The sequence below is a fragment of the Labrenzia sp. VG12 genome (genome assembly GCF_002237595.1).
Classification (GTDB): domain Bacteria; phylum Pseudomonadota; class Alphaproteobacteria; order Rhizobiales; family Stappiaceae; genus Roseibium.
Genome location: NZ_CP022529.1, coordinates 5,479,882 through 5,503,255 on the forward strand (window position 1 = coordinate 5,479,882; position 23,374 = coordinate 5,503,255).

A 23,374-nucleotide genomic window follows, 5' to 3' on the forward strand; every position below is an offset into this window, starting at 1 on the left:
ACCACAGGGGGAAGCGGCTTTATGCGTCGCCCACCATCACCGCCATCTGGGTGCCCACCAGGATTGACGCCAGCGTCTGGGTGTTGAGGCTGTCGAGGAACGCCTCGGCCGCGCGGGCCATGGCCCCTTTCAGGGCGCAGCGGGGCAGGAAAGCACAGACCGCATCGCTGTCGGGCTTCAGGCAGGCCACGACGCCGAGATCCGGCTCGATCAAACGGACCACGTCACCCAGCCGGATCGCTTCCGGCGCCAGCGCCAGCCGGATGCCGCCGCCACGTCCGCGGGTCGTTTCCAGGTAACCGCCCTTGGCCAGATGGGCGACGATTTTCATCACATGAGATTTTGCAAGGCCAAGCTGGGTGGCCAGCTTGTCGACGGTCTGCGGATCATTGCTCTGACCCGTTGCCATCAGGATTCTCAAGGCAAAATCGCTGGCCTGACTGAGGCGCATGGCTGCTTCCCATAAAACATTCATCTCAGATGTTGATTTTAGCGTGCATGTATGTCATTTAAAAGATGCATCTTAGATGAATGTTTGGAGGCAGCGATGGAAGCCGGCAGAACATCAGCCCACAGATACAAATTGCAGCGCAGGCCGGCGCCCGATACCGGCGACCGTCTACAGCGCTACGAACAGGTCGACGCGCAGGCCATCCACGTGATGGTGCACACCTTTTACGGCTGTATCCGTCAGCATCCGCGGCTTGGAGAAATTTTTGAACGCCGGCTGGCGGGCCGGTGGGAGGAACACCTGCCCAGGATGGAGACCTTCTGGCAGTCGGTTCTTCTGAAAAACGGCGCCTACAAGGGCAAGCCGGTACCGGCGCATCTGAAACAGAAAGAACTTGTCAGTGCCGACTACGGCGAATGGCTGTCAGTCTTCCGGCCGGTGATCCGGGAACTGTTCGTGCCGGATCTGGCAGATGAAATCATCGCGGTGGCCGAACGCATCGCCCAGAGCCTCTGGCTGGCCACCTTTGGCACGCCCGGCGCCACCCCACCCGTCGAACTGACATCCCAACATTCCGATTGGAGCGGATCATGCTGGTAACCATTGTTCTCGTCGCAGAAGCCCTTGTCGCTGTCTGGTTCATCGTCTTTTCGCTGATGCTTCTGTCCATGTATCTGGACAGCAGGAACATGCCGCGGCCAAAGCTGGATGTGGCCGGACGTACCCTGATCGGCAGCGCAAAACTGGCCTTCATCACCGGAATGGTTGCGCTCGCGGCCATGACCGTTTTCGAAATTCAGGCCATCAGCTGATCAACATCCGGTTCGGGAGACCAAAAATGTTCAAGTCCAATCTACTGCACCGCGGATTGCCGATCCTGCTGATCTGGGTTGCCGCACCTTTGCCTTTGTGGATCATGGCCATTTTGATGATGCTGTTCTGATCGATGAAAGGCTTGTGCTTGTGCGTTCGCTCGTTAGTCTAGCCTGACACGGAATGGAGGGGCTCAGGCGTGACAGACGAAAAACCGCATGGCGAACTGACCTTGCGCACCATGGCCATGCCGGCCGACACAAATGCGTCCGGCGATATCTTCGGCGGCTGGGTGTTGTCGCAGATGGACCTGGCCGGTGGCATCGCCTCGGGCCAGCGGGCCGAGGGACGCGTGGTGACCATCGCGGTCGACAAGATGAAGTTCATCCGGCCGGTTCATGTCGGCGACGTGCTGTGCGTTTATACCAGTGTCGGCCGGGTCGGAAATTCCTCGATGGAAATCAAGATCGAGGCCTGGGCCCTGCGACATCGCTACGGCCATCGGGAAAAGGTGACGGAAGCCATCTTCACCATGGTGGCCGTCGATGACAGCGGCAAGCCGCGGCCGGTGCCGCAACAGGGTTGAATTGTCTTGGCAATTCTCTTTCCTGCCCCCTTGGTCACACCCAATAACCTCATTCTGAGGCGGACCGTCAGGCCCGTCTCGTAGGATCGGTTTCGTGCTCCCGGGTTGCCTACCGGTCCTTCGGGATGCGCGCAGGCGCGCTCCTCAGAAGGAGGCGGAACAAGGGGCTTCTGGCGAGGCCTTTCTTGATTGTCCTAGGAAAACCGTGCCGGCGGCTGCCGGTTCAGGATATCGGCGAAGAGGTCTTCGTCGACGGCGCAGGTGCAGCCGTTTGCCCAGAGCTGCAGCAGGTCCTTCAGGCGCTCGACCCGGTCCGCGTCGCTGAGCGGGGCCTTGTGGCGCGGCAGGCCGCCCAGAATGCGCAGGGACCGGATACGGGCAAGCACGCAGTCTTCGGCTGCGCTTCGCCAGATGTCGTCGTCGGCAAGGCTTGACTGGCTCAACACTTTGTTCTCGATCAGATCTGCCGCACGTCCGGCAAAAGGTTCCTGAGACAATTAATCCTCCATCGGTTTCCCGAGGAGGACTGGCGCATGAAAGAGTACCGCTTCATTGCCGGAGAGTTCCTTGAGGAAAACCCGACCGCATCCCTGTTGCGGAAACCACCTTGCCCGGTCTGGCAGGTTGGCGAGGGCGCCAGCCCTTCTCTTGATGATGGCGCGCTTATGCCATGGTCAGCTCTTCTTGGCAAGACCGTCGCTGCATAACAGCTATTCACATTGAGTCATTGCCGCCGGTCATAATCGATCCGCCCGTCCACCAGGTGGATGCGCCGTTCCATGCGTGCGGCCAGGTCCATGTCGTGGGTGACGGCAACCACGGTCGTCCTTTCCCGGTCGACGATTTTCTGAAGGCTTTCAAAGACCTGTTCGGTCGCTGCCGAATCCAGGCTGCCGGTCGGCTCGTCCGCCAGGATCAGGTCCGGCGAATTGGCAAGCGCCCTGGCGACGGCGACCCGCTGCCTCTGGCCGCCCGAAAGCTGTTCCGGCCGCCGGTGCAGGAACTCCTCCAGACCGAGATCGGCGAGCAACCCGGTGGCATGGTCCAGCTGTGCCTTCGCGGACAGCTTGCCGAGCCGCTGCATCGGGATCATCACATTGTCCAGCGCCGTGAATTCGGGCAGCAGAAAGTGAAACTGAAAGACGAAGCCCAGCTTCTCCAGACGCAGATGTGCCATTTCGGCGGAGGAGAGGTCGGCGGTCTCCTTGCCCCCGATCAGCACAGAACCGCGCGTCGGCCGGTCGAGCAGGCCCAGCAGATAGAGAAGCGACGACTTGCCGGACCCGGACGGTCCGGTAATGGCGACGAACTCGGCTTCGCCGACCGTGAAGCTGACATCCTCGACCAGTGTCACCGGTACGACGGTGGGCAGGATGCGGGTAAGCCCGCGTGTCTCCAGCAACGGTGTTTCATCTGCCGTGAGGGCGGGTTCGGCTGTCATGTTGCCCCCCTGATGATATCGACGGGATTGAGCCGCGCGGCTTTGCGGGCCGGGATCAGGCCGGCAATGGCCGAGGAGAGAAAGGCGAGCAGGCAGGCCAGCACATAGTGAAGCGCGGAGAAGTGGATCGGCAGCCGGGTCATCTCCACATTGGTGGTGACCTCAAATTTGATCGAAGCGAGATAGCTCGACAGGCCGAAGCCAAGCATTGATCCGGCGATTGCTCCCAGAACACCAATGACCAGTCCCTCCAGCACGAAGATCCGCTGGATGTCGCGTTCCGGAAAGCCGAGCGACTTCAGGATCGCAATGTCCTTGGCCTTCTCGTGCACAATCGTGGAGACGATGTTGTAGATGCCGAACCCGGCAACGACCAGGATCGCGCCGACCACGGTGTACATGATCACATTGCGCACGAAAAAGGCTTCCAGCAGACCTTCATTGGCCTCTTCCCAGGAGAGGGCCTTGTAGCCAAGCTGGCGTTCCGCGCGGGCGGCAACCTGTCTGGCCGTCTTGATGTCGTTGAGGTGGATGGAGATGGAATTGATGATGTCGGGTTTTTCCAGAAGGATCTGGACGGCCTTCAAGGGGGCGTAAGCCAGGCCTTCATCGCTTGAGGTGACGCCGGTGTGGAACAGGCCGACAATCTTGAAGCGCTTGGCAATGCCGTTGGCCGACGTCATCGTGACGGTGTCGCCGAGGTCGGCGCCAAGCCGTGTTGAGGCCTTGGCACCAATCACGAGGCCGTTGGACGTTGTTGCCAGATCCGTGAACGCTCCCTGGCGCATGTCCTCGCCGATTTGCGAGACCAGAAGTTCCTTGCGCGGCACCACGCCGATCAGTGTCAGACCGAGATCCTGTCCGCTGTAGCGCAGGACGGCCTGGCCGCTCAGCCGCTCCGCCATCGTTCCGTCCACCCAGTCGCGCAGGGAAGCAAGTGCCTCGGTCGGATTTCGGATGCCGCGCAGATCTTCCTTCGGCCGGAGACCATGATAGGCAACGGCGTCATAGACTTCACTTGCCGGCTGTTCGCGGGGCGCGCGCTGGTCGTCCTTGATCTCGACATGGGGGATCGCCTCGATCAGGGTGGTGGTGAAATCACGCTGCGAGCCCTCCATCAGGCTGGCCATGGCCACCGAGAAACCGACGCCCATGGCAACGCCGAGCGTCGACACCACGGTCTGACGCATCCGGTTGCGCACATGGGTCGCCGCGATCCGCAGAAGCAGCATCAGGACCGGTCCCCCGCCATTGGCTGCACGGCCTGGCCCTCTTCGAGCGCTGCATCAAAGGGAAAGACAACTCGGCTGTCCAGGTCCAGCCCGTCCAGGACCTCGACGGCGCGCGTTCCGCGAATACCGGTGGTGAGCGTTATTCGGCTGACGCGGTTGTCTGGGCCAAGCACTTGCACCGCAATGCCGTCAAAGGCGGCCGCCGGCAGCAATAGCGCATCGTCCTTTTCCTCGGTGACGATGTTGATTTCGGCCGTCATGCCGATCCGCAACGGCGTGTCCTTCGGCAGGTCGAGATAGACCCGGTAGTTCTTCAGGACCGGATCGCCTTTCGGCGTGATCCGTGACACGGTCGCCTTGAGGTCCCCTTCTGGAAACGCGTCCGCCTTGATCAGCGCCACCTGGCCCTGATCGACTTTCGGGATGTCTTCCTCGTTGACTTCCGCGACCAGTTGAAGCGGTGTCGGCTGTCCGATCCAGAACAGGATCTCGCCGGGTTCGGCAACCTCGCCGACAGAGCCGTCCTGCCGCAGCACCATGCCGTCCATCGGGGCGACGATGCGATAGTCCCGGAGCCGTTCCGACTGTGCGGCGATCATGGCGTTGACACGGATGAGTTCGCTCTGCGCCTTGTCATAGACCTGCTGGCTGACCACCCGCCGTTCCAGGAGCTGCTGGGCCCGTTCCCGGTCCGACCGGGCCAGGACCTGGCGCGCTTCCAATTCCGCCAGCGTCGCCCTTGCGTCGCCGCTGTCGAGTTCGGCCAGCTCGTCGCCCTTGGCAACCACCATGCCCTCGCAGCCGCAAAGGGAAATGATGCGTTCGCGGATAATGCTGGTCACCTTGGCCCACCGGACGGGTTCGACCACGGCCGTCGCATAGACAACTTCGGCTGCCTTGCCCTCATAGGGTGACACGACTTCGACCTTCGGCGGCCGCGCGCCCCACCAGTTCCAGCCGGCAATCGCCGCTGCCAGCAGCAGGACCAGACCCAGATATTTCATCAAACGCATGACGCACCTTCATCAAGTTGGGCGCAAGACTACCGCCTTGAAGGTGTGGTGCAAGGAGATGGATCAAATCCGTAAAACTGCGGAGAGATCTGGGGCCCTGACCCTAGTAGTGAGGTGGCTTCTCGTTCTGGTGTCCGGGCAGGACATTGTCCATCAGCTCTTCCACCTGGTCGGTCATGTTGCTCAGAAGACGCGTCATCCGGTCGATCTGCTTGCCCTGCTCGATGACCACCTGGTTGAGATCCTCGATCGTGTTGGTGGCGTGGGCAAGATCTGTTTCGAGCTTCTCCAGACGGGCGTCGTGATCGTCTGCCATGCGGTCTCCTGGCCCCACGAAAAGGGCAGCTGTTGGGGTTCGGGCGCAGGTATAGGCCGGTCACCGGCAAAGCACAATTGTTCGTGACCCGCGCAATGGCGGCTTTTCCTCCTGCGTTGGGCCGCTTTATGGTCACCGGCAACACGGTCCTCGCGCCGACCTGCCTGAATTGCCTTCCCCGGAGACCCGCTCATGACCAGCCTGAACGACTTTGACATCACCCGAAAATGGCCCGCCCAGCACCCGGAGCGCATCCAGCTCTATTCCCTGCCGACCCCGAACGGCATCAAGGTGTCGGCCATGCTGGAGGAAACCGGCCTGCCCTATGAGGCGCACAAGGTCGATTTTGCCACCAATGATCAGATGAGCCCGGAATTCCTGTCGCTCAACCCGAACAACAAGATCCCGGCCATCATCGATCCGAACGGTCCGGACGGTGCGCCGCTGCCGCTCTGGGAATCGGGGGCCATCCTGATTTACCTGGCTGACAAGTCCGGCAATCTGATCCCGGCGGATCCGGACGGTAAGTACCAGGCGATCCAGTGGCTGATGTGGCAGATGGGCGGCCTTGGTCCCATGACCGGTCAGCTCGGGTTCTTTCACAAGTTTGCCGGGAAGGACTATGAAGACCGGCGCCCCTTCGAGCGGTACCGCGACGAGGTCAAACGGCTGCTCGGCGTGCTTGACCGGCAGCTGGACGGCAAGGACTTCATTCTCGGTGCGGACTACTCGATCGCCGATATCGCCACCTGGCCATGGGCACGCAACATCAACGGTTTTTACGAGGCGGGTGAAGTCACGGGCTATGCCGGCTATTCCAACGTGGTGCGCTGGGTGGAGAGCTGCATGGCGCGGCCGGCCAGCCAGAAAGCGATCGACATTCCGCCTCGCGACTGATGCAAATGCCGGAGAGATGAAGATGAAACCGCCTCTTTCAGGCGGTTTCTTTTTTTCGTCGGGACGCGTAAACATCACGCGCGATTCGAATACCCGCCGCCGGACAGCCGATCATGAAGCGTTCGGTCGCACCCTATCCATTTGCCTGATTGCCTCTTTGTCTGGAAAATTCTGATGTCTCATCGATTTCGCCTCTTGACCGGTGTCCCGGTCGTTCCGCGGCTTTTCTGTTTCCTGATTGCCGGTTTTGCGGCAGGGGCCGGTCACTCGGTCAAGGCTTCAGAAAAGGAGGTTCCTCCGCTGACCCGCTTCTCTGATTGTCCGTCCTGTCCGGAAATGGTGGCGTTGCCAGATGGAGCGCTGGTCAAGCGCTCAACAGGCAAAAAAGGAGATGGCAAGGCCGGGAAACTTTCGCGGATCATGGTGCGGGCTTTTTCCGTCAGCCGCTTCGAAGTCACGGTGGCGGACTGGGCAGCTTGTGTTGCGGAAAAAGCCTGTCCGGAGCTTCGAACAAACAAGCTCGCGTCCGAAGCTCGGCACCCGATTACGAATGTCAGCTGGCTTCAGGCGCAGGACTACGTGAACTGGTTGTCGGCTAAAACGGGCAAGACCTATCGTCTGCCGACGGGCAATGAGTGGCAATATGCGGCCCTTGGAGGCCGTCTGAAATCCTTCGCCTGGCAGGACCGATGCCAATATGCCAATCACGATGACCTGACCTACCTGGTTCAGGCAGATGACAAACGCAAGGCGAGGCTGGCCAGGATAACCGGGAAATGTGATGACGGATTCTGGCGGCTTGCCCCTGTTGGCTCATTCAAGGCGAACGATTTTGGGCTCCACGACACCAGCGGGAATGTCTGGGAGTGGACGCAAAGCTGTTGGGTCCATGGACCTGAGGAAAAACCGGATGCCGATAAACCGGCGATCGGACCTGGTTGCGAAAAGGCGGAATTGCGCGGAGGCAGCTATCGAGTCAGCAGGTCCTTGGTCGGGTCATGGCAAAGCTCCGGTCGGCGTCCGGATTTTTCAAATATCGACATCGGCTTTCGCGTTGCGCGGGATCACTGACATGCAGTGTCAAAGCGCGGCTAGCGCATCTCCCGGATCCCGTCAGCCGAAACAGTCATGGTTCCAGACCTGACGGGTTTCGACGCTTCGGACCTGCCCCGGCGGTTGCGACCGTTCGATCTGGAAATAGATCTCGAATGTCGCCAGCGGCAGGTCGTCCGGGTGCTGCCGTTCCCAGTTTCGGCACAGGTAGCGGCCATAGTTCAGCGCAAGCACTTGTGGCGTGTTTTCGTAAGTCTGGTCCTCCAGCTGGGACAGGAACTTGCGCCAGCGGTAATTGGCATAAACCTTCGAAACGGCCTCCGGCTTGTCGAAGTCGGCAAGGCCTTTGGTCCCCGAATAGACGTCGACGATTGTGCCATCCGTCAGTTCGCCCTCAATGACGGGCCAGGGACTTGTCATTTCGGGATAGGGCGCAAACATGGTCCAGTTCTGGTAGAGACCGAGCGCCTGGCGCACCATCCTGAAACTGTCGGGCAGGGGAGACAAACCACTCCAGGACAGGGTGGACACATTCTGCCAGGTTATGAAAACCAGAAAAACACCTGCCAGTGTCTGTGTCAGTCCGCCGTAGCGCGGTTGTGTGTCTCGCCAGCCGAACCAACTTGACGTGGCGCGCGAAAACACGGACCGGTTGCGGCCGATCCAGTCATAGCAGCGGTCACCGAGTGTCCTGATCAGCGCGGGCCGAAGCAGCCAGGCAATCGGAAAGAACACCGGCGATGCCGCGTAAAGGGTCTCGAGGGCTGCGGTCTTGCAGGTGCGGGCGTCGCCAAGCGTAACAACCCACGAATTCTGTTCCTGCAGGATTTTGCCAATGGCCGGCTCGGATTGCGCGGGTCTTACAGGCGTATCTCCAAGGAACAGGAAGACGCGCAGCAGGTGGCAGCATTTCTCGCAGAAATCGCATCCCTCGTCGAACCAGATCGTCAGAGGTTTGCTGGTGCGAATGGGCAGCCAGGAGGCAAGTTTGTCCCACATCCAGCCGGGCATGAAGGTCAGGTTCATGATGATGGAAATGAACGGGAAAAAGCCGATCTCCAGAAAGATTGCAAAGGCCGCATGCATCGACATGAAGGCCAGCATGAGGAGCGTGCGCAGCGTGCGATGAAAGACCGGCGAAAAGATCAGGATCGGGCCGACCAGTTCCAGCACATAGACGTAATAGGTCAGACCGGTCATGAGGTCCTGGAATTGCCGGAACCAGAGCGCGAATGGTGTCACCAGATAGTCGAGCTGCAGGGCGTAATGGACCGCCGTGCCGTCCTGATACCAGATCGGATGGGTCTTCAGGAGCGCGCTGAAGAAGTACATCGACATGCCTTGCAGCAGCAGGGCAGCCGTCGCCAGAGTGAGGTAGCCGTTGTCCAGAAAGCGCCCGGTCCGGTCCAGGGCGGCGTCCACCGAGTAGCGTGCACCGAGCGGCAGGAACATGGCCCAGAACAGCATGAGCAGGGCAAGGTTGTCTTCACCTGACAGGATGAAGGTATTGCGGTTCTGCAGCGACAGCATCAGGAGCCAGGACACCACAGTCATCAGCCGCGTGCGCCAGCCAAACAGGAGCCCGAGCGCCGCCAGACCGGCGACAACAAACAGGAGCACCTGGAACCAGGCAGCGCCGTTGGCGAGATGCAGCGACCAGGTGGTGAGATAGAGATGATCGATCTGCACAGAACGCGGCATGATGCCCGCGTCCGTGTAATGGCTCACCAGATCGCGCGAACGCATGACAAGGTCGATCAGAATGTAGACGCCGAGGAGAACCCGAAACAGCGCGAGCGTGCGCAGGTCGATGCCGAAGATTTCTCGGGGAGACGCCAGTTTGAGCCAGGATGGCATCATGGGATTGCTTGCCGGAATGGTGTCGGGTGCCGTTAGGAGAAAGGGTCCCTGATTATGGTTAAGAAAATGAAATCAGGTTTCACCGGTTCGCGGCCCATGGCACTGACCAATCGCTACCAGAGGACGAAAGTCAGCTCTTCCGGCTCCAGGCATATCTCGTTGTTGCAGGCCTGCAGTGTCAGGGTGGCCTTGAGAGGACGTTCCAGGTCCGGTGCGTCGGGCTGTTCTGCGGCGATGTCGAACGCGCCTTCCAACAGTGCGAGTTCAGTACCGCTAAAGGCAAGTGTCTTGACCACCGGAGCGGGATAGCGGACGGGAAGCAGGTCCTGTCCTTCCAGCACAAGCCTGGTCGGGACCACGAAGTCGGACAGGGGTTTGTGGGCATTGATGTGCCACCCCTCGGCGATCGACAGGGACAAGCGGATATCACCGCTTTCGCGATGGTCCAGCAATGTGACGCGGACATGCCCGCCGCCGGCAAACCTCGTCCTTCCGGTGCCGCCCCATTGCAGTTCTTGTAGAGCGGTCAAGAGGTAACCGCGCAGATCCGAATAGGAGGCTGCGTGACCGGAAAGGGCGGAGGCAAGGTCATAGGCGCTCAGTTCCAGTTCCGGCGCCCGCATGCGCTGAGACAATCTGGCAAACAGCGTCAGGGCCAGTGCGTTGCCGGAGGGGAGTTCCGTGTCGTCCAGCGGCACGATGCGGGTCACGCCTTCACTCGCCTCGGTCATGTTGTATCCCGCCGCCGCCGCTCCAAACCGGTTCTGAACTTCATCGGCCATACGACGGGCCGCCTCCAGCCACGCCTTTTGCTCGCTGGGATCAGTGCTGACATCGTGGAGCGTGAGAAAGGCAAGGCCGAGACCGGCATAATCGGCCAGCTGCCCGGGGATGGCGGTTTCGCCCTCGAAATGGACGCGCTTCAGGCCATCCTCATCCAGCATGTTTTTTGAGATGAAAGTGGCCGCGGTGGTCGCCGCGTCGGCATAGTCAGGACGTTCCAGACTGTTTCCCGCTTCGGCCAGGGTCTGGATCATCATCGCGTTCCAGGAAACCACGATCTTGCGATCTGTCTGCGGGGCAGGTCGTTCGGAGCGCAACGCCTTCATGCGCTGAAGAATGCCGTCGAGACGCTGCCGGAACGCCTGCGGGTCGCGTTCATAGTCGGCTGCGATCTCCTCGGTTGCCGTGTTGAGTGTCAGAACGTTGCTGCCTTCGAAATTGCCGTCCTCGGAAATTCCGTAAAGATCCCGGACAAAACTCTGGTCACCGCCAAGGGCAGCAATCTGGTCCGGCGTCCAGGTGTAATAGGAGCCTTCCGCCTTGATGCCATCTTCCGACCTGCTGTCGGCGTCCTGGGCGGAATAGAATGCGCCCTCCGGCTCTCTAAGGTCGCTCAGCACATAGTCAAAGAGCCGCTCTGCCGCGCGGCGATACCGGTCTTCACCCGTCAGCTGCCAGGCCCGGACCAGCAGGCGGCCTGTGAGAGCCTGCGTGTAAAGCATCTTTTCAAAATGCGGCACGGCCCATTCCGGATCGATGGCGTAGCGATGGAAGCCACCGCCGACCTGGTCGTGAATCCCGCCCCGGATCATGCCGTCGAGCAGATTGGTGACCGCGGTCAGGGCGTCAGCGTCGCCTGTTCGTTCCGCATGATCCAGCAGGAAATGAAACAGCGTCTCGCGCGGAAATTTTGGCGCGGTGCCATAACCGCCGTGAAACGGATCGAGCTTGGCATAGGTCTCATTTGCAATCCCCGCGATGAGTTCCGGGGTGATTTCCCGGGCTGCGGCCTTGCGCACCAGGTAACCGGAGACCGCCTGGGAGATCCGTCTGCCCTCCTGGGCAACCTGGTCCGGTTCGTCCACAAATGCGTCTTGAACTGCGCCGAGCATGTCCTTCAATTCAGCGGGGGGGACATAGGTTGTTGCAAAAAAGGGAGCGCCGTCCGGGGTCAGGAACACGGTGTTGGGCCAGCCGCCGCCACCGGTGATCATCTGGGTAACCGTCATGAACTGCTCGTCCAGATCAGGCCGGCTTTCCCGGTCGATCTTGATGGAAATGAAGTCGCGGTTGAGCAGGCCGGCGATCTCCTCATTCATGAAACTTTCTTCTTCCATGACATGGCACCAGTGGCAGGAGGCATAGCCCACCGAGACCAGGATCAGCCGGTTTTCCGCCTTAGCCCTCTCAAGGGCCTCCGGTCCCCAGGGGTACCAGTCCACCGGATTGTCGAGATGTTGCAAAAGATAGGGCGACGTGCTGCCCGCCAGGTGGCTGCCCTTGTTGGCTTGCGCCGCCGCGTCTGAAACTGCGATGAGAAGAGCAAAGGCTAAGATGATGCCGCGCATGACATGGTCCCCGATTGACGTGAACGCTAACACGGCAACTGCGGGCAGGGCGGTCACATTTGGTCGATGTAACCACGCTGCCCAAGTTGACGGGGATCTCTCAAGCCGTCACCAGGGAGACAAGGCCCGCTGTCTGCAGGCCTGCTGCCAGAATGCAGGCGGAGGTGCGCACCGTGTTCCAGAAGGTCCAGCGTGGCAGATAGGTGCCGGTCCAGTAGGTGCACGCGTCTTTGTCGGAGGCCTTGAGTGCCGCAAGACGTTCATTCATGGGCACGTTGCAGACGATCGTCACGGTGAGGCAGCCGGCCAGATAAAGCACACCTGAAACGAGCAGGAGACTGGCACCCGGTGTGTTCAGGTTGGCCCAGGCGATGCCGGCGAGGACGAGCGAAACGGGCGCCATGCCCAGGAAAAGCGTCATGAATACCCATCGGAACACCTGCCGGTTGATGGATTGCATCGCCTCGATGCCGCCTTTCCCGGATGTCAGGGCCAGCGAACGCATGATAAAATCGGAAAAGGCCAGGAAGACGCCGCCCACGAGTGCGTAGGCGACGATGGAGAACTGGACGAGAAGAAGGAGCCAGTAGGACATGATCTCTTGCCTTTGGAAGGAGGTCAGGCGGCGTCAGACCACGCGCCTGCGCGCGCGGCATTGCGTGCAAATTCGGCGAAGTCGCGCGGTGGGCGTCCGATGGCGCGCTCAACACCATCGCAGAGGCTGGCATTGCGGCCATCGAGCGTTTCGCGGGCAATGCCGGTAAAGACATCGGCAATGAACGCGCCGGCGCTGTCCGCCAGGCCCTTGTGAAATTCTTCGAAGGAAATGGGGACATGCTGCACAGCTCGGCCTGAGGCGTCCGACAGGATTGCGGCCATCTCGGCAAAGGTCAGCAGACGGGGGCCCGTGACTTCGTAGAGCTCACCAGAGTGCCGGTCTTCCGTCAGGGCGGCGACCGCAACATCGGCAATGTCATCGACATCCACGATCGGCTCGGCCACGTCGCCACCGGGCATGGGCAGGACCCCGTTCAGCACTGGATCGCGCAGATAGCCTTCGCTGAAATTCTGGGCAAACCAGGACGCCCGGACCAGCGTGAAATCGACACCGGAAGCCCGCACAGCCTCCTCTCCGAGCCTTGCGTGGTGTTCGCCGCGCCCTGACAGCAGAACGAGGCGCTCAACGCCTGCCGTCCTGGCAACCTGGCTGAGGGCCTCGACCTTGTCGACGGCACCGGGAAAGGCGAGATCAGGAAAGTAGGTGATGTAGGCGGACCGGATACCCTCAAGAGACGCTTGCCAGGTGTCGGGTGTGTCCCAATCGAACGGGATCGGTGCGCGGCGCGATCCATGCCGAACGGCTTCGCCGCGTTGTTCAAGCCTGGCCGCGACCCGCGAGCCGGTTTTGCCGGTGGAACCGATAACAAGAATGGGCTGAGTGGACATCTGTTGTCTCCCTTGGCTGTGTGATGCTCAAGGGATAGCGGCAAGGGCGGTTTTCGTATTGACCGTAACTGCCAGGCTTTTGACCGCGGCTGCCAAGCGTCAATTTGCTCAGCCGGTCTTGCGGAAACTTGCTGGCGTTTCACCCAGCCAGCGCTTGAAGGCACGGGTGAAGGCGCTTTGTTCCGAAAAGCCGGTCAGGAAGGCGATTTCGGCAATCGAATAGTGTTCCTGTTTCAAAAGTGCCACGGCCAGGTCCTTGCGGGTTTCTTCGGCAAGGCTCTGAAAGCTCAGGCCGTCTTCGGCAAGGTGCCGGTGCAGCGAGCGCACGCTGACACCGAGGCGCCGGGCTACGTCCTCCATTTTCGGTACGCCCTCACTCAACGCGCGCGCAATGACATCCCGTGTGCGCCGCGCGAGGGATTTGGTGTCTGCGATGGAGGCCAGCTCCTGATCGAGATGGTCCAGCAAAAACCGTGTGATGCCTTCGTCGCCCAGCCTGTTGTCGCGCGACAGCGCTTTCTTTGACAATAGAAGAGCGTCCCTGTCGGATCCAAAGCGTACCGGACAGCCAAAATAGCGCTCATGACCGAGGATCGACGCCGGGGCTGCGTGTTGCAGGTGGACTTCGAGCGGGTGAAACACACCATCAGGAGAGACCTCCCGGGCGATCGCAGTCGCGCTTGCCATCGTGGCTTCATTGGAAATCCGCAGCCCAAGCCGGCGTGGGCCGGTCCGGTGCAGGAAAAACCAGACAAAATCGCCCTCGGGTTTCAGTTCATACTCAACGACGCTGGTCCAAAGACGGGCATAGCGCTCCACCCGCAAGAAGGAGCCATGGAGCGTCGTTGCTGCCTTGAAGGCGAGGCCAAGCGCGCCATAGTCGTCGCAGCGCATAGAAGCCCCCGTCACCAGCGGCAGCTCGGTGATGTCCTGCTCCCTGGCGATGCGTTCGATCAGATCATAATAGGAGGTATCGGTAACCATCTGCCTGGGGTCGGCGCCAGCCTCTGCATCAAGGCCCACAGAGGCAAGCAGGGCCTTGCCATCGACATGCGCTCCGGCCGCTGCAACAACCTTGCGCACAAAAAGTGAGGTGATCGATCCCATGGGGGAACTAAACCGCAAGCGGCCAAGGGCTGCAAGGCTGGGGGCATGGCTGTCTGGCCCTTCGCGAAACAAAGCCGGTGGGACCGCTGATCCAGGGCCTCAACCGTTGTTCACTCGGGCGCCAGCAGTGCCTTTAACAGTTTGGCCAGTTCGGCATGGCGGTCTATCGGTGAATGGACACTCAATGCTTCCAGTCCGATCAGGCCGCCATAAAGGGCAAGCGCGTTTGACCGGCAATCGGGCGGTTCATATCCGCAGTCCGAAAAGAGGCCCTCAACATAGGCGATCCGCCGCTGATCGACCGATTTCAGCACCGCGCGCGCGATGTCGTCATATCTGGCCCAGTCGCGAATGGCGGCTTCGACCTGGACGCCGCCATAGGCAGACGTGTCGGTGCCGGTGGAGACCTCGATCAGGCGTTTCAGCTTCTCCCGGGGCGGTCCGCTTGCCGCCTCGACATAGGAAATGATGGCCTCAGTCGCCTTGTCCTTCCAATGGCTCAGCATCTGCTGTTTCAGGGCCGCTACATCCTTGAAATGCCAGTAGAACGAGCCCTTGCTCACCTTGAGATCTCTGGCAATTGCCTCAGCCCGAATGGCGTTGGGACCATCTGCGGCAAGGGCGCGGAACGCTGCCTGTATCCAGTCTGTCGATGTCAATGTGGATCTGGGTTTGCGCATAATGCCGCAACCATACGGTAGCGTATTGACCTGCGCAACGATGTCGCCATACGCTGCCGTATGTTTTGCAAGGAGTAGATCCCATGTCGGAAGTCATTGCCGTGGCGCTGTTTGCCGTTCTGTTCTGTGTGGCAGCTGTTCACGCCTATTGGGCCCTTGGAGGGCTATGGCCGGCGCGGGATGAAGCAACGCTTGCGCAAACAGTGGTTGGGGTGAAAGACCTGCGCAAGATGCCAGGCACCGCGTTGACGCTAGTCGTGTCGGCATTGATCGCTCTGGCGGGCGTCCTCCCGCTCTATCTAACAGGACTTTTGGAGTTTCCGATCCCGATTCCCCTGTCAACTTCGGTGTTGCGCGTGCTGTCTCCAATCGCGCTCGGCGGACTGGCTTTCATTTTTCTGGCGCGGGGCATGCTCAGCTACACCGGCTATTTTCAGAAGATGGAAGCCGAAGAACCGTTTGTGACCCTGGACAGGCGCTATTACGCCCCCTTTGCCTCTCACTGGGCCTTGGATTTGCCTGGCTTGCATTGGGGTGAAAAGCTTGTGCGCCAGCAATCTATCGGAACCGGTTGAGTGTGTCCTTACGGTTTGCGGAAGCCGCCAGCGCCGTGCGATCCCCGTCCGTCGTTCCCCGCCGCACGGAAGTTTGCCGCCATGTTGCAACCACGACTGCGCAGCTTACCTGTCCGTGGACAGCGATGCTCATTGTTTCGAAAACTGGTCAGGGGTGGGGCGCGACAAAAGTGCGGCGAGGGCGAATGTTGTGTGAGTTTGAACGCAGACGGACAATCCGGCTCCCGTCCATTCAAAGGGCAGGGCTGGTGGGGTTCAGAGTGTTTGCCTGCTTGATTGTGCTGTGCGGATTTGCGCTTTTCTTCTCGGGCCAAAGAGATGCCTATCCGCATGTCAGCGCGGATTTCTACTATGAAAACGTATCAGGTTACCTTCACCCGATGACCGCACAAGTGCCGCGCATGGAAGATTCTGCAAAGGGCCCAGAGAAGACAAGTCTCTGGATTGCCGATTGGCAGGCTCCTCCCTTGCCACTCGATCTGTTGGTTTCTCCCGACGCAGGTTCTTCGGAAGGGAGAGCCGGTGGACAGGAATGGTGGCCGGCCTTGACCGCAGGCTTGTTGTCTATCTCCGCTGGTTTTGGTTTTCTGAGTATCTTCTGCGATCGTCCCTGGTGGCTTTAGGGCAGGCGCAATCACCGGAACCGGGAGGAAACGATGACTAGGATGTTTGGGCTCTTCCTGATTGCGCTGGCGGCACTTCCCGCGATTGCCGCACAGGCCGGCGAAGTCTGGAAGGTCGAGAAAGCCGGCACAAATTCCGGCCTTTATCCTGGCGAAGAAATGCTGTTGACCAACGGCATTGAGACGCTGACTCATTTCAAGGCCGGAGATCCCAAGAAGCCGCTCGTCATCTTCGTGCCCGGCGGGTTTCATCTGGCGCGTGTTGCCTATGGATATCCGGGAGGCAACGAGGCTGATTTCCTGGCACATTGGCTGGGAGAGGCAGGATATTCGTTCCTCGGTGCCTCCTATCCGACGGACAACAAGGTCTACTCGAAAGTCTATCCGGCCTATTCGATCCGGGACTGGGGCAAACAGGTCGCCGCCACGGCAAGACACTACATTGATCAACATGGCCTGTCCGGTGAAGTGATCGTGCTGGGATGGAGCGCGGGTGGCCAGATCGCACAATCGGTCCATGAAGCTTCACAGGCGGCTGGACTTGATATGCGCCTCTATGTGTCTCTGGCGTCGACACCGCCGGTTCCTCTGCTCCTGGCTGCACCCGGTGCGATCTCTAGGGCTGACAACGGCCTGTCGGCAGCGCCTCAGTTCTACGACCTTTTCAGGAAATATGTTGTTGCGCAGGACAAGTTGAACGGTCACGAAATCATGCCCTGGGCGCGATTTGAAAGCGATGTTCTGGGCCATATTCCAGTGGCGCTCAACGCCATCATGATCGCTTCACGCTATCAGGACGGAAAATTCGTTGAGGATCTTCAGTGGGCCATGGCCGATACCGGGGCCTTGAAGGTCACGGACTTTCCCTTCGTGGTGACGATTTCCGGAGACAAGGTATTGGACAACGACCATGCCCTGACCGACCGTGGAAACTGGGGCCTTTATCAGGTCCAGCATCTTTACCGGAACCTGGTGCTGCCGGTCCTCGCGAAGTCCGAAGAAATCGGGCCGCTGGCGTGGCAGAAGCTGATGGACAGCATGAACGCCGCGACCTCCGGTGTGCTCAACGCGCGCGTTCCGGGCAATCACTTCTTCTGGTACGGCGAAGTCGGTGCGAGGGAGACGGTGCAGAAACTGGAAACGCTGATCCTGAGGGCAGAGAACCTCAAGGCAGATATCCAGCAGGTGCTCCGGTCGGTTTCAGCGCAATAGGCGCGGTTCATGCCCGAGCAGGTTTTCCTGGAAATCAAGACAAACGGCTCGAAAACTGCTCTTGCCGCAAGTCCCAAGGGATCGGACTTCGTGGAAGCCGATGCCGTCCACGGTACTGCCTCGTGGCGCAAATCTGAAATGCATGGGCGGCGCATCACGCAAAAAGGGCGGCCCGAGAGCCGCCCTTTCCGTAATTCACAAGCGTCAGGCTTCTTAGAAGCCCATGCCGCCCATGCCGCCCATGTCGCCACCCGGCATGGCCGGAGCAGCGTCTTTCTTCGGCAGCTCGGCAACCATGGCTTCGGTGGTGATCAAGAGGCCGGCAACGGAAGCTGCGTCCTGCAGAGCCGTGCGCACAACCTTGGTCGGGTCGATGATGCCGGCTTCGATCATGTTGACGAATTCTTCGGTCTGAGCGTTGAAACCGAAGGTGTCGTCGCCGTTTTCCTGGATCTTGCCAACAACGATGGAGCCTTCGACACCAGCGTTTTCAGCGATCTGACGGATCGGAGCTTCCAGAGCGCGCAGGACGATCTTGATGCCGGCAGCGATGTCGGCGTTGTCGTTGGCCAGAGCCTCGACAGCCTTCTTCGCACGCAGCAGAGCGGTGCCGCCACCCGGGACGATGCCTTCTTCAACGGCAGCGCGGGTTGCGTTCAGAGCATCGTCAACGCGGTCTTTTTTCTCTTTCACTTCGATTTCGGTCGCACCGCCAACGCGGATCACGGCAACGCCGCCTGCGAGCTTGGCGAGACGCTCCTGGAGCTTCTCACGGTCGTAATCGGAAGTGGTTTCTTCGATCTGGGCCTTGATCTGACCAACGCGGCCGTCGATGTCTTCCTTGGAGCCAGCGCCATCAACGATGGTGGTGGTTTCCTTGGTGATCGCGACTTTCTCGGCAGTGCCGAGCATGTCGAGGGTCACGTTTTCGAGCTTGATGCCGAGGTCTTCGGAAATGACGGTGCCGCCGGTCAGAATGGCGATGTCTTCCAGCATGGCCTTGCGGCGGTCGCCGAAGCCCGGAGCCTTCACAGCAGCGATTTTCAGGCCGCCACGCAGCTTGTTGACAACGAGGGTTGCCAGAGCTTCGCCTTCAACATCTTCAGCGATGATGAGCAGCGGACGGGAAGACTGAACGACAGCTTCCAGGATCGGCAGCATGGCCTGCAGGTTGGAGAGTTTCTTCTCGTGCAGCAGGATGTACGGCTTTTCCAGGTCAGCCAGCATCTTGTCAGCGTTGGTGACGAAGTACGGAGACAGGTAGCCGCGGTCGAACTGCATGCCTTCAACGACTTCCAGCTCGGTTTCCAGGGACTTGGCTTCCTCGACGGTGATGACACCTTCGTTGCCGACCTTCTGCATGGCTTCGGCAATGTCCTGGCCAACCTGCGTGTCGCCGTTTGCGGAGATGGTGCCGACCTGGGCAACTTCTTCAGACGTTGTGATGGTCTTGGAAGCAGCGGTCAGGGCCTTGACGGCTTCAGCAGCAGCGAGGTCAACGCCGCGCTTCAGGTCCATCGGGTTCATGCCGGCAGCAACAGCCTTGGCGCCTTCCTTGACGATGGCCTGGGCCAGAACGGTTGCGGTGGTGGTGCCGTCACCAGCGATGTCGTTGGTCTTGGAAGCCACTTCGCGCACCATCTGGGCGCCCATGTTTTCGAACTTGTCTTCCAGTTCGATTTCCTTGGCAACGGAGACACCGTCCTTGGTGATGCGCGGTGCGCCGAAGGCCTTGTCGAGGACAACGTTACGGCCTTTCGGGCCGAGGGTCACTTTGACGGCGTTTGCCAGGGTGTCGACACCTTTGAGCATACGCTCACGGGCGTCGGAGGAGAATTTTACTTCTTTAGCAGACATGAGATCGTCTCACCTAAATTTGGAATGGAGTTGAGATCAGAAGCGGTTCGCTGATTAAGCGATCACGCCCATGATGTCGGATTCCTTCATGATCAGGAGGTCTTCACCGTCGATCTTGACTTCGGTGCCGGACCATTTGCCGAACAGGACGCGGTCGCCTGCCTTGACATCGAGAGCAACGATTTCGCCGTTGTCCTTGCGGGCACCGGTGCCGACAGCGATGATCTCGCCTTCCTGCGGCTTTTCCTTAGCGGTGTCCGGAATGATGATGCCGCCAGCGGTTTTCTCTTCAGAGTCTACGCGGCGAACTACGACACGGTCGTGCAGTGGACGAAATGCCATAAGACTGTTTCCCTTCATGAGCGCGCCCCACGCAATGGGCAGCGCGCGAGACATGATTACGAGGTTGATTGGGTACGAAAGGGATGGCCCTCCCGCAGCATATTAGCACTCCCTTGAGGCGAGTGCTAACAGCGCTCTGGATTTATGGAGCCGAGCCCGTCTTGTCAATGCTTTGTGACGAGAATTTAATCCCGCTCCGCCTTTATGCGGAGGCGCCAGGTGGCCGCCCGATCAAGAGAAGCGGGCCGCAGCGGCATGTTGCCGTTGTCTCAGTTGGTGCCGGTCACCGAAAATGGCAAGGTGAAGCTCGACTGACTGTCACCGATTTCATCTTCAAACCGGGTTTCAAGCTTGTAGTCACCGACGGGAAGTCCGCTGAACTGGAAAGTCAGTGCCGCGGACAGTTCGCGTTTTTTGGTTCTGCCGGATCCGGCAAATGTCGCGAAGTTTTCCTGCTCGGCCAGAACCTGGCCAGACAGGTTCAGCAACTTGAAACTGGCGGTGAGTTCGTAGGAATAGGAGCTTCCATCCTGTCTGAAAGCGTAGCCGACCGGTTCGGCATAGACAGTGAGCGCTTCCTGGTCGTTGAAGACAGTGTTCTCACGCGGGGTATACTGGCCATAGCCGGTCGCGGCACCATCCGTGAACGTCACTTCGGTAAATGCCAGGTCCGATGCCGCCCAGACCTGATCAAAGGCAGCCAGGGCTTCCTGGAAGGCTTGGGAAGGTTGATCAGCATCCGATTGGGCAAACACACTAGCCGAACCCGCGATCAATCCACCTGCAACCAGAACAGCAGATACGATCTGCTTCGAAGCACGTCTAACAGCCACCATTTTCTTTTCCCCGCACGCCTTTAAATCTTGTCGTTTTCAGCGATTTTGCCGATATAGACCGACTTTTCCCAATAAACAAGACAATGTGTGCGATGCGGTAAACATCGGCGCAGACAAGTGTCGTTTGCTTATCCGGGAAAAGGGAAAACCAGTTTGGGGTTAATGGTCTGTCTATTCACACGCCGCAAGTGCAGCTTACGCGCCTTGCATCAGCCGCTCGGACCAGGCCTGACGCTTGCGGTAGATCGTCGAAGGACTGATCTCCAATGCGGCGGCCGCCATGGCGATGTTGCCGTCAAAAGCGTCCAGCGCGTCCTCGATAATCCGTCGTTCCTGGGCCCAGAGCGGCTCGATCGCACCGAAGGGACGGCTCGGTGGCGCCGAGCGCGTACGTTCCCGGGAAAGGTCGATGATGGCATTCGGGCGTGCGCTCTGGTCCCGGATCACCATCGGCAGCATGTCATAAGTGACGGCGGCACCGTCATTCATGACCACGATCTGCCGGATCGTGTTCTCCAGCTGACGCACGTTTCCGGGCCAGGTATAGGCGACAATCCGCGCCTCGGCATCCGCGTCAAAGCCTTTGAACCCGCGCCGTTCTTCGCTGGAATAGCGCAGCAGGAAAGCTTCGGCGAGCGGAAGAATATCGTCGCGGCGCTCACGCAAAGGCGGCAGATGAATTGGCAGTACGTGGAGGCGGTAATAAAGATCTTCGCGGAACCGTCCGGCTGAGATTTCCGCGACCGGGTTCCGGTTGGTGGCGCAGATGATGCGCGCATCGACCTTGCGGCTGCTTGTGTCGCCAAGTCGCTGGAACGTGCCCGTCTGCAGAAAACGCAGCAGCTTGCTCTGTAGCAACAGGTCCATTTCGCCGATTTCATCGAGAAACAGCGTGCCGCCATCGGCCTGCTCGGCCGCGCCGGCACGGTTGTCGGTCGCGCCGGTGAAAGCGCCGCGCACGTAGCCGAAAATCTCGCTTTCGATGAGATCCCGCGGTATCGCTGCACAGTTCAGCGTGACGAAACGGTTGTCGCTCCGGTCCGACAGGCTGTGAACTGCGTTGGCGCATAGTTCCTTGCCAGTCCCGGATTCGCCGGTAATGAAGACGGGCGCCTGGGACGGAGCCATGCGCGCAATCTGATCATGGACGTCGCGCATTTGGACGGAGACCCCGATCAGCCGGTTCTCTTTTTCGGGTGTCTCGTCTGCGTGAAGTCGCTGCGGTGCGGCTGCCTCAATGGGCCTTTGCGCACTCGAAGCTGGCACGGTGACGGCCGCCGGTTGCGGAGTGCTCGACGAGGGACGTCTTTGTTCCAGCTGGAACATGATTTTGGATGCGAGCGCGTCCAGGGAAAACGGTTTGGTCAGAAAGTCATGTGCGCCGGAGCGCATGGCGCTGACCGCGCGGGAGACAGAGCCCTTTGCCGAGACGGCGATGATGACGGATTTCGGGCAACGGACTGCATAGGCCTCGAGGGCCTCTTCGCCGCCGATTGTTTCCAGATCGATGATGAGAATGTCGGTTGACTTGTCGGCCAGATCCTGAAGGCAGGAAGAAGAGTCCGTATAGAGAATTGGATCCGTGCAGGCGGCTGACAGTTTGGCACAAACCGCGGATGTCCGGGCGGCTTCGGAAGCCGATGCGTCCAACACGCGTACAATTGCAGGCAACTCTTTGCCTTCGTTACTCCCCATTGCTGGGCAACTCCCATTCTGCGATCTGGGTCTTTCGAATACCGAAAGATTCGTCAGTTTGATAATTCGCCGAACAGGGTAAACAAAGCGTTGTCAGCCAGTGCAAATTGCACAAGTAGACGAGGATAAGCGCGATTTAGCCGGAAAAGCTCTTGCGTTCAGGACCCCAGAAGAAGCGCGAGAAGGTACCCGGCCATGAAACAGGTCCCGCCGAATAGCAGCGTGAGTGCAAGCGGAACAGAGTGCCTGTTGAGCCAGGCAGGTTGTCGCGACCCTTTAGCATCGATGGAGACATTCTCCGCGTCGCGGGTCGGCGATGGGAGCCGGCCGGCCAGACCGGAGGTCGACGCAGCATTTGCGTCCGCTTCGAGAGTTTCCAAAGGCAAGGTTTCGGAAACGGAGGGCGCGTCTTCCATGTGGTGCCCTGCGTCCGGGTCATACGCCTTTCCGGTTTCCTGAAACGCAAGGACGCCCGCGCCAGGTTTTCCCGTTTTCTCCAGCTGCGCGACCGAAGAGAATTCCGGTGCATAGCTTCCCTTGGGAATGAGAATGCGGACCGGGTCATCCGCACCCGAGCCGGCGTAGTATTTTTCCAGTCTTCTCCTGAGACGGGCTGCTTCCACTCGGACGATCGGATCGGTGACGGGATTGAAGTCTTCCGGCCGCCCCAGTGCTTCCACGGCAATGGTGTAGCCCTTCACCTTTTCCTGTTCCCGGTCGAGGGTGGCGCGTACGACGAAACCGAGAAAGGCGCGCAGTTGCGGGGCAGACTGGAATTCGCGACTTTGAAGCGCAGACACAAGGGCCGCCTGAACAAGTTCGTCGGTGATGCTCTGCTCGTCGAGGGAGTTGCAAACTGCTTCCGTCGGCTGCGCGGACGGGAACGTGGCCCGGCCTTGGGTGGGGCCGGGTCCTCGGTGATCTCGATCTGGTTCACTTCTTCTTGCGTTCTCTTCGGATCCGCGCGAAATGCGACGGGATGACTGTC

At 59.9% G+C, this 23,374-nt stretch carries 25 protein-coding genes and 1 riboswitch; of the genes, 8 read left to right on the forward strand and 17 right to left on the reverse strand.

Translation table 11 applies throughout. The features are described from left to right. Positions 1-19 precede the first annotated feature (19 nt). Positions 20-451, reverse strand: a complete 432-nt coding sequence (locus CHH27_RS25260) for an Rrf2 family transcriptional regulator (protein WP_094075000.1) — start codon at positions 449-451, stop codon at positions 20-22. A gap of 96 nt (positions 452-547) precedes the next feature. Here CHH27_RS25260 and CHH27_RS25265 point away from each other — a divergent pair, with 96 nt between their 5' ends. From CHH27_RS25265 to CHH27_RS25275, 3 genes are all read left to right on the forward strand, one after another. Beyond that, positions 548-1,051, forward strand: a complete 504-nt coding sequence (locus CHH27_RS25265) for a group III truncated hemoglobin (RefSeq protein ID WP_208988369.1) — start codon at positions 548-550, stop codon at positions 1,049-1,051. Continuing rightward, the gene (locus CHH27_RS25270) at positions 1,042-1,263 is read left to right on the forward strand and encodes a hypothetical protein (protein WP_094074061.1); all 222 of its coding nucleotides are present in this window, start codon (positions 1,042-1,044) and stop codon (positions 1,261-1,263) included. The genes CHH27_RS25265 and CHH27_RS25270 overlap by 10 nt, the downstream gene beginning before the upstream one ends. A gap of 242 nt (positions 1,264-1,505) precedes the next feature. After that, a complete protein-coding gene (locus CHH27_RS25275) occupies positions 1,506-1,850 on the forward strand; it encodes an acyl-CoA thioesterase (protein WP_094075001.1) in 345 nt (114 codons plus the stop codon). 194 nt (positions 1,851-2,044) lie between these two features. On the opposite strand, the gene CHH27_RS25280 is transcribed toward CHH27_RS25275, so the two are convergent. From CHH27_RS25280 to CHH27_RS25300, 5 genes are all read right to left on the reverse strand, one after another. Continuing rightward, positions 2,045-2,347, reverse strand: coding sequence for a hypothetical protein (locus CHH27_RS25280; RefSeq protein WP_094074062.1), 303 nt, complete (start codon positions 2,345-2,347; stop codon positions 2,045-2,047). A gap of 41 nt (positions 2,348-2,388) precedes the next feature. After that, a riboswitch (SAM-I-IV-variant riboswitch) is annotated at positions 2,389-2,510 on the reverse strand. Positions 2,511-2,574: 64 nt separating this feature from the next. Continuing rightward, positions 2,575-3,291, reverse strand: a complete 717-nt coding sequence (locus CHH27_RS25285; protein WP_094074063.1) for an ABC transporter ATP-binding protein — start codon at positions 3,289-3,291, stop codon at positions 2,575-2,577. Further along, positions 3,288-4,526 (reverse strand): ABC transporter permease, encoded by a 1,239-nt coding sequence (locus CHH27_RS25290; RefSeq protein ID WP_208989023.1) that lies wholly within the window; start codon positions 4,524-4,526, stop codon positions 3,288-3,290. Before CHH27_RS25290 ends, CHH27_RS25285 begins: the two co-directional genes overlap by 4 nt. Beyond that, positions 4,523-5,536, reverse strand: coding sequence for an efflux RND transporter periplasmic adaptor subunit (locus CHH27_RS25295; RefSeq protein WP_094074065.1), 1,014 nt, complete (start codon positions 5,534-5,536; stop codon positions 4,523-4,525). Before CHH27_RS25295 ends, CHH27_RS25290 begins: the two co-directional genes overlap by 4 nt. A 103-nt stretch (positions 5,537-5,639) precedes the next feature. Beyond that, entirely contained in the window at positions 5,640-5,852 is a 213-nt protein-coding gene (locus CHH27_RS25300; protein ID WP_094074066.1) for a SlyX family protein, read from the reverse strand. Between the two features lie 192 nt (positions 5,853-6,044). Here CHH27_RS25300 and CHH27_RS25305 point away from each other — a divergent pair, with 192 nt between their 5' ends. After that, positions 6,045-6,749, forward strand: a complete 705-nt coding sequence (locus tag CHH27_RS25305) for a glutathione S-transferase C-terminal domain-containing protein (RefSeq protein WP_094074067.1) — start codon at positions 6,045-6,047, stop codon at positions 6,747-6,749. Between the two features lie 174 nt (positions 6,750-6,923). Next, positions 6,924-7,820: an SUMF1/EgtB/PvdO family nonheme iron enzyme gene (locus CHH27_RS25310; protein ID WP_094074068.1), complete on the forward strand. Its 897-nt coding sequence runs from the start codon at positions 6,924-6,926 to the stop codon at positions 7,818-7,820. A gap of 42 nt (positions 7,821-7,862) precedes the next feature. On the opposite strand, the gene CHH27_RS25315 is transcribed toward CHH27_RS25310, so the two are convergent. From CHH27_RS25315 to CHH27_RS25340, 6 genes are all read right to left on the reverse strand, one after another. Then, positions 7,863-9,662: an HTTM domain-containing protein gene (locus tag CHH27_RS25315; RefSeq protein WP_094074069.1), complete on the reverse strand. Its 1,800-nt coding sequence runs from the start codon at positions 9,660-9,662 to the stop codon at positions 7,863-7,865. Between the two features lie 113 nt (positions 9,663-9,775). Continuing rightward, complete coding sequence (locus CHH27_RS25320; protein ID WP_094074070.1) at positions 9,776-12,013, reverse strand: DUF255 domain-containing protein; 2,238 nt, start codon at positions 12,011-12,013, stop codon at positions 9,776-9,778. A 100-nt stretch (positions 12,014-12,113) separates the two neighbouring features. Then, the gene (locus CHH27_RS25325; RefSeq protein ID WP_094074071.1) at positions 12,114-12,608 is read right to left on the reverse strand and encodes a DUF1772 domain-containing protein; all 495 of its coding nucleotides are present in this window, start codon (positions 12,606-12,608) and stop codon (positions 12,114-12,116) included. Positions 12,609-12,631: 23 nt separating this feature from the next. After that, on the reverse strand, positions 12,632-13,459 hold the full coding sequence (locus tag CHH27_RS25330) for an NmrA family NAD(P)-binding protein (RefSeq protein ID WP_094074072.1): 828 nt from the start codon (positions 13,457-13,459) through the stop codon (positions 12,632-12,634). A 108-nt stretch (positions 13,460-13,567) separates the two neighbouring features. Then, a complete protein-coding gene (locus CHH27_RS25335; RefSeq protein WP_094074073.1) occupies positions 13,568-14,566 on the reverse strand; it encodes an AraC family transcriptional regulator in 999 nt (332 codons plus the stop codon). Between the two features lie 110 nt (positions 14,567-14,676). Beyond that, positions 14,677-15,246 carry a TetR/AcrR family transcriptional regulator gene (locus tag CHH27_RS25340; protein WP_094074074.1) on the reverse strand — a complete coding sequence of 190 codons (570 nt, stop codon included), beginning with the start codon at positions 15,244-15,246 and terminating at the stop codon, positions 14,677-14,679. Between the two features lie 83 nt (positions 15,247-15,329). Here CHH27_RS25340 and CHH27_RS25345 point away from each other — a divergent pair, with 83 nt between their 5' ends. The 3 genes from CHH27_RS25345 (at position 15,330) to CHH27_RS25355 (ending at position 17,656) form a co-directional block, all read left to right on the forward strand. Continuing rightward, positions 15,330-15,821: a DUF3995 domain-containing protein gene (locus CHH27_RS25345; RefSeq protein WP_094074075.1), complete on the forward strand. Its 492-nt coding sequence runs from the start codon at positions 15,330-15,332 to the stop codon at positions 15,819-15,821. 260 nt (positions 15,822-16,081) lie between these two features. Continuing rightward, positions 16,082-16,444: a hypothetical protein gene (locus CHH27_RS25350; RefSeq protein WP_157739102.1), complete on the forward strand. Its 363-nt coding sequence runs from the start codon at positions 16,082-16,084 to the stop codon at positions 16,442-16,444. Between the two features lie 33 nt (positions 16,445-16,477). Beyond that, positions 16,478-17,656: an alpha/beta hydrolase gene (locus CHH27_RS25355; RefSeq protein WP_094074077.1), complete on the forward strand. Its 1,179-nt coding sequence runs from the start codon at positions 16,478-16,480 to the stop codon at positions 17,654-17,656. A gap of 213 nt (positions 17,657-17,869) precedes the next feature. Here CHH27_RS25355 and groL read toward each other — a convergent pair whose 3' ends face one another. The 5 genes from groL to CHH27_RS25380 all read right to left on the reverse strand — a co-directional run bounded on the left by groL (position 17,870) and on the right by CHH27_RS25380 (position 23,186). Beyond that, positions 17,870-19,513: a chaperonin GroEL gene (groL, locus tag CHH27_RS25360; RefSeq protein ID WP_094074078.1), complete on the reverse strand. Its 1,644-nt coding sequence runs from the start codon at positions 19,511-19,513 to the stop codon at positions 17,870-17,872. Between the two features lie 54 nt (positions 19,514-19,567). Further along, a complete protein-coding gene (gene groES / locus CHH27_RS25365) occupies positions 19,568-19,855 on the reverse strand; it encodes a co-chaperone GroES (RefSeq protein ID WP_094074079.1) in 288 nt (95 codons plus the stop codon). 269 nt (positions 19,856-20,124) lie between these two features. Continuing rightward, on the reverse strand, positions 20,125-20,691 hold the full coding sequence (locus CHH27_RS25370; RefSeq protein WP_157739103.1) for a hypothetical protein: 567 nt from the start codon (positions 20,689-20,691) through the stop codon (positions 20,125-20,127). Between the two features lie 195 nt (positions 20,692-20,886). Next, the gene (locus CHH27_RS25375; protein WP_094074081.1) at positions 20,887-22,386 is read right to left on the reverse strand and encodes a sigma-54 dependent transcriptional regulator; all 1,500 of its coding nucleotides are present in this window, start codon (positions 22,384-22,386) and stop codon (positions 20,887-20,889) included. 158 nt (positions 22,387-22,544) lie between these two features. Continuing rightward, positions 22,545-23,186: a hypothetical protein gene (locus CHH27_RS25380; protein ID WP_157739104.1), complete on the reverse strand. Its 642-nt coding sequence runs from the start codon at positions 23,184-23,186 to the stop codon at positions 22,545-22,547. Between the last annotated feature and the right edge of the window lie 188 nt (positions 23,187-23,374).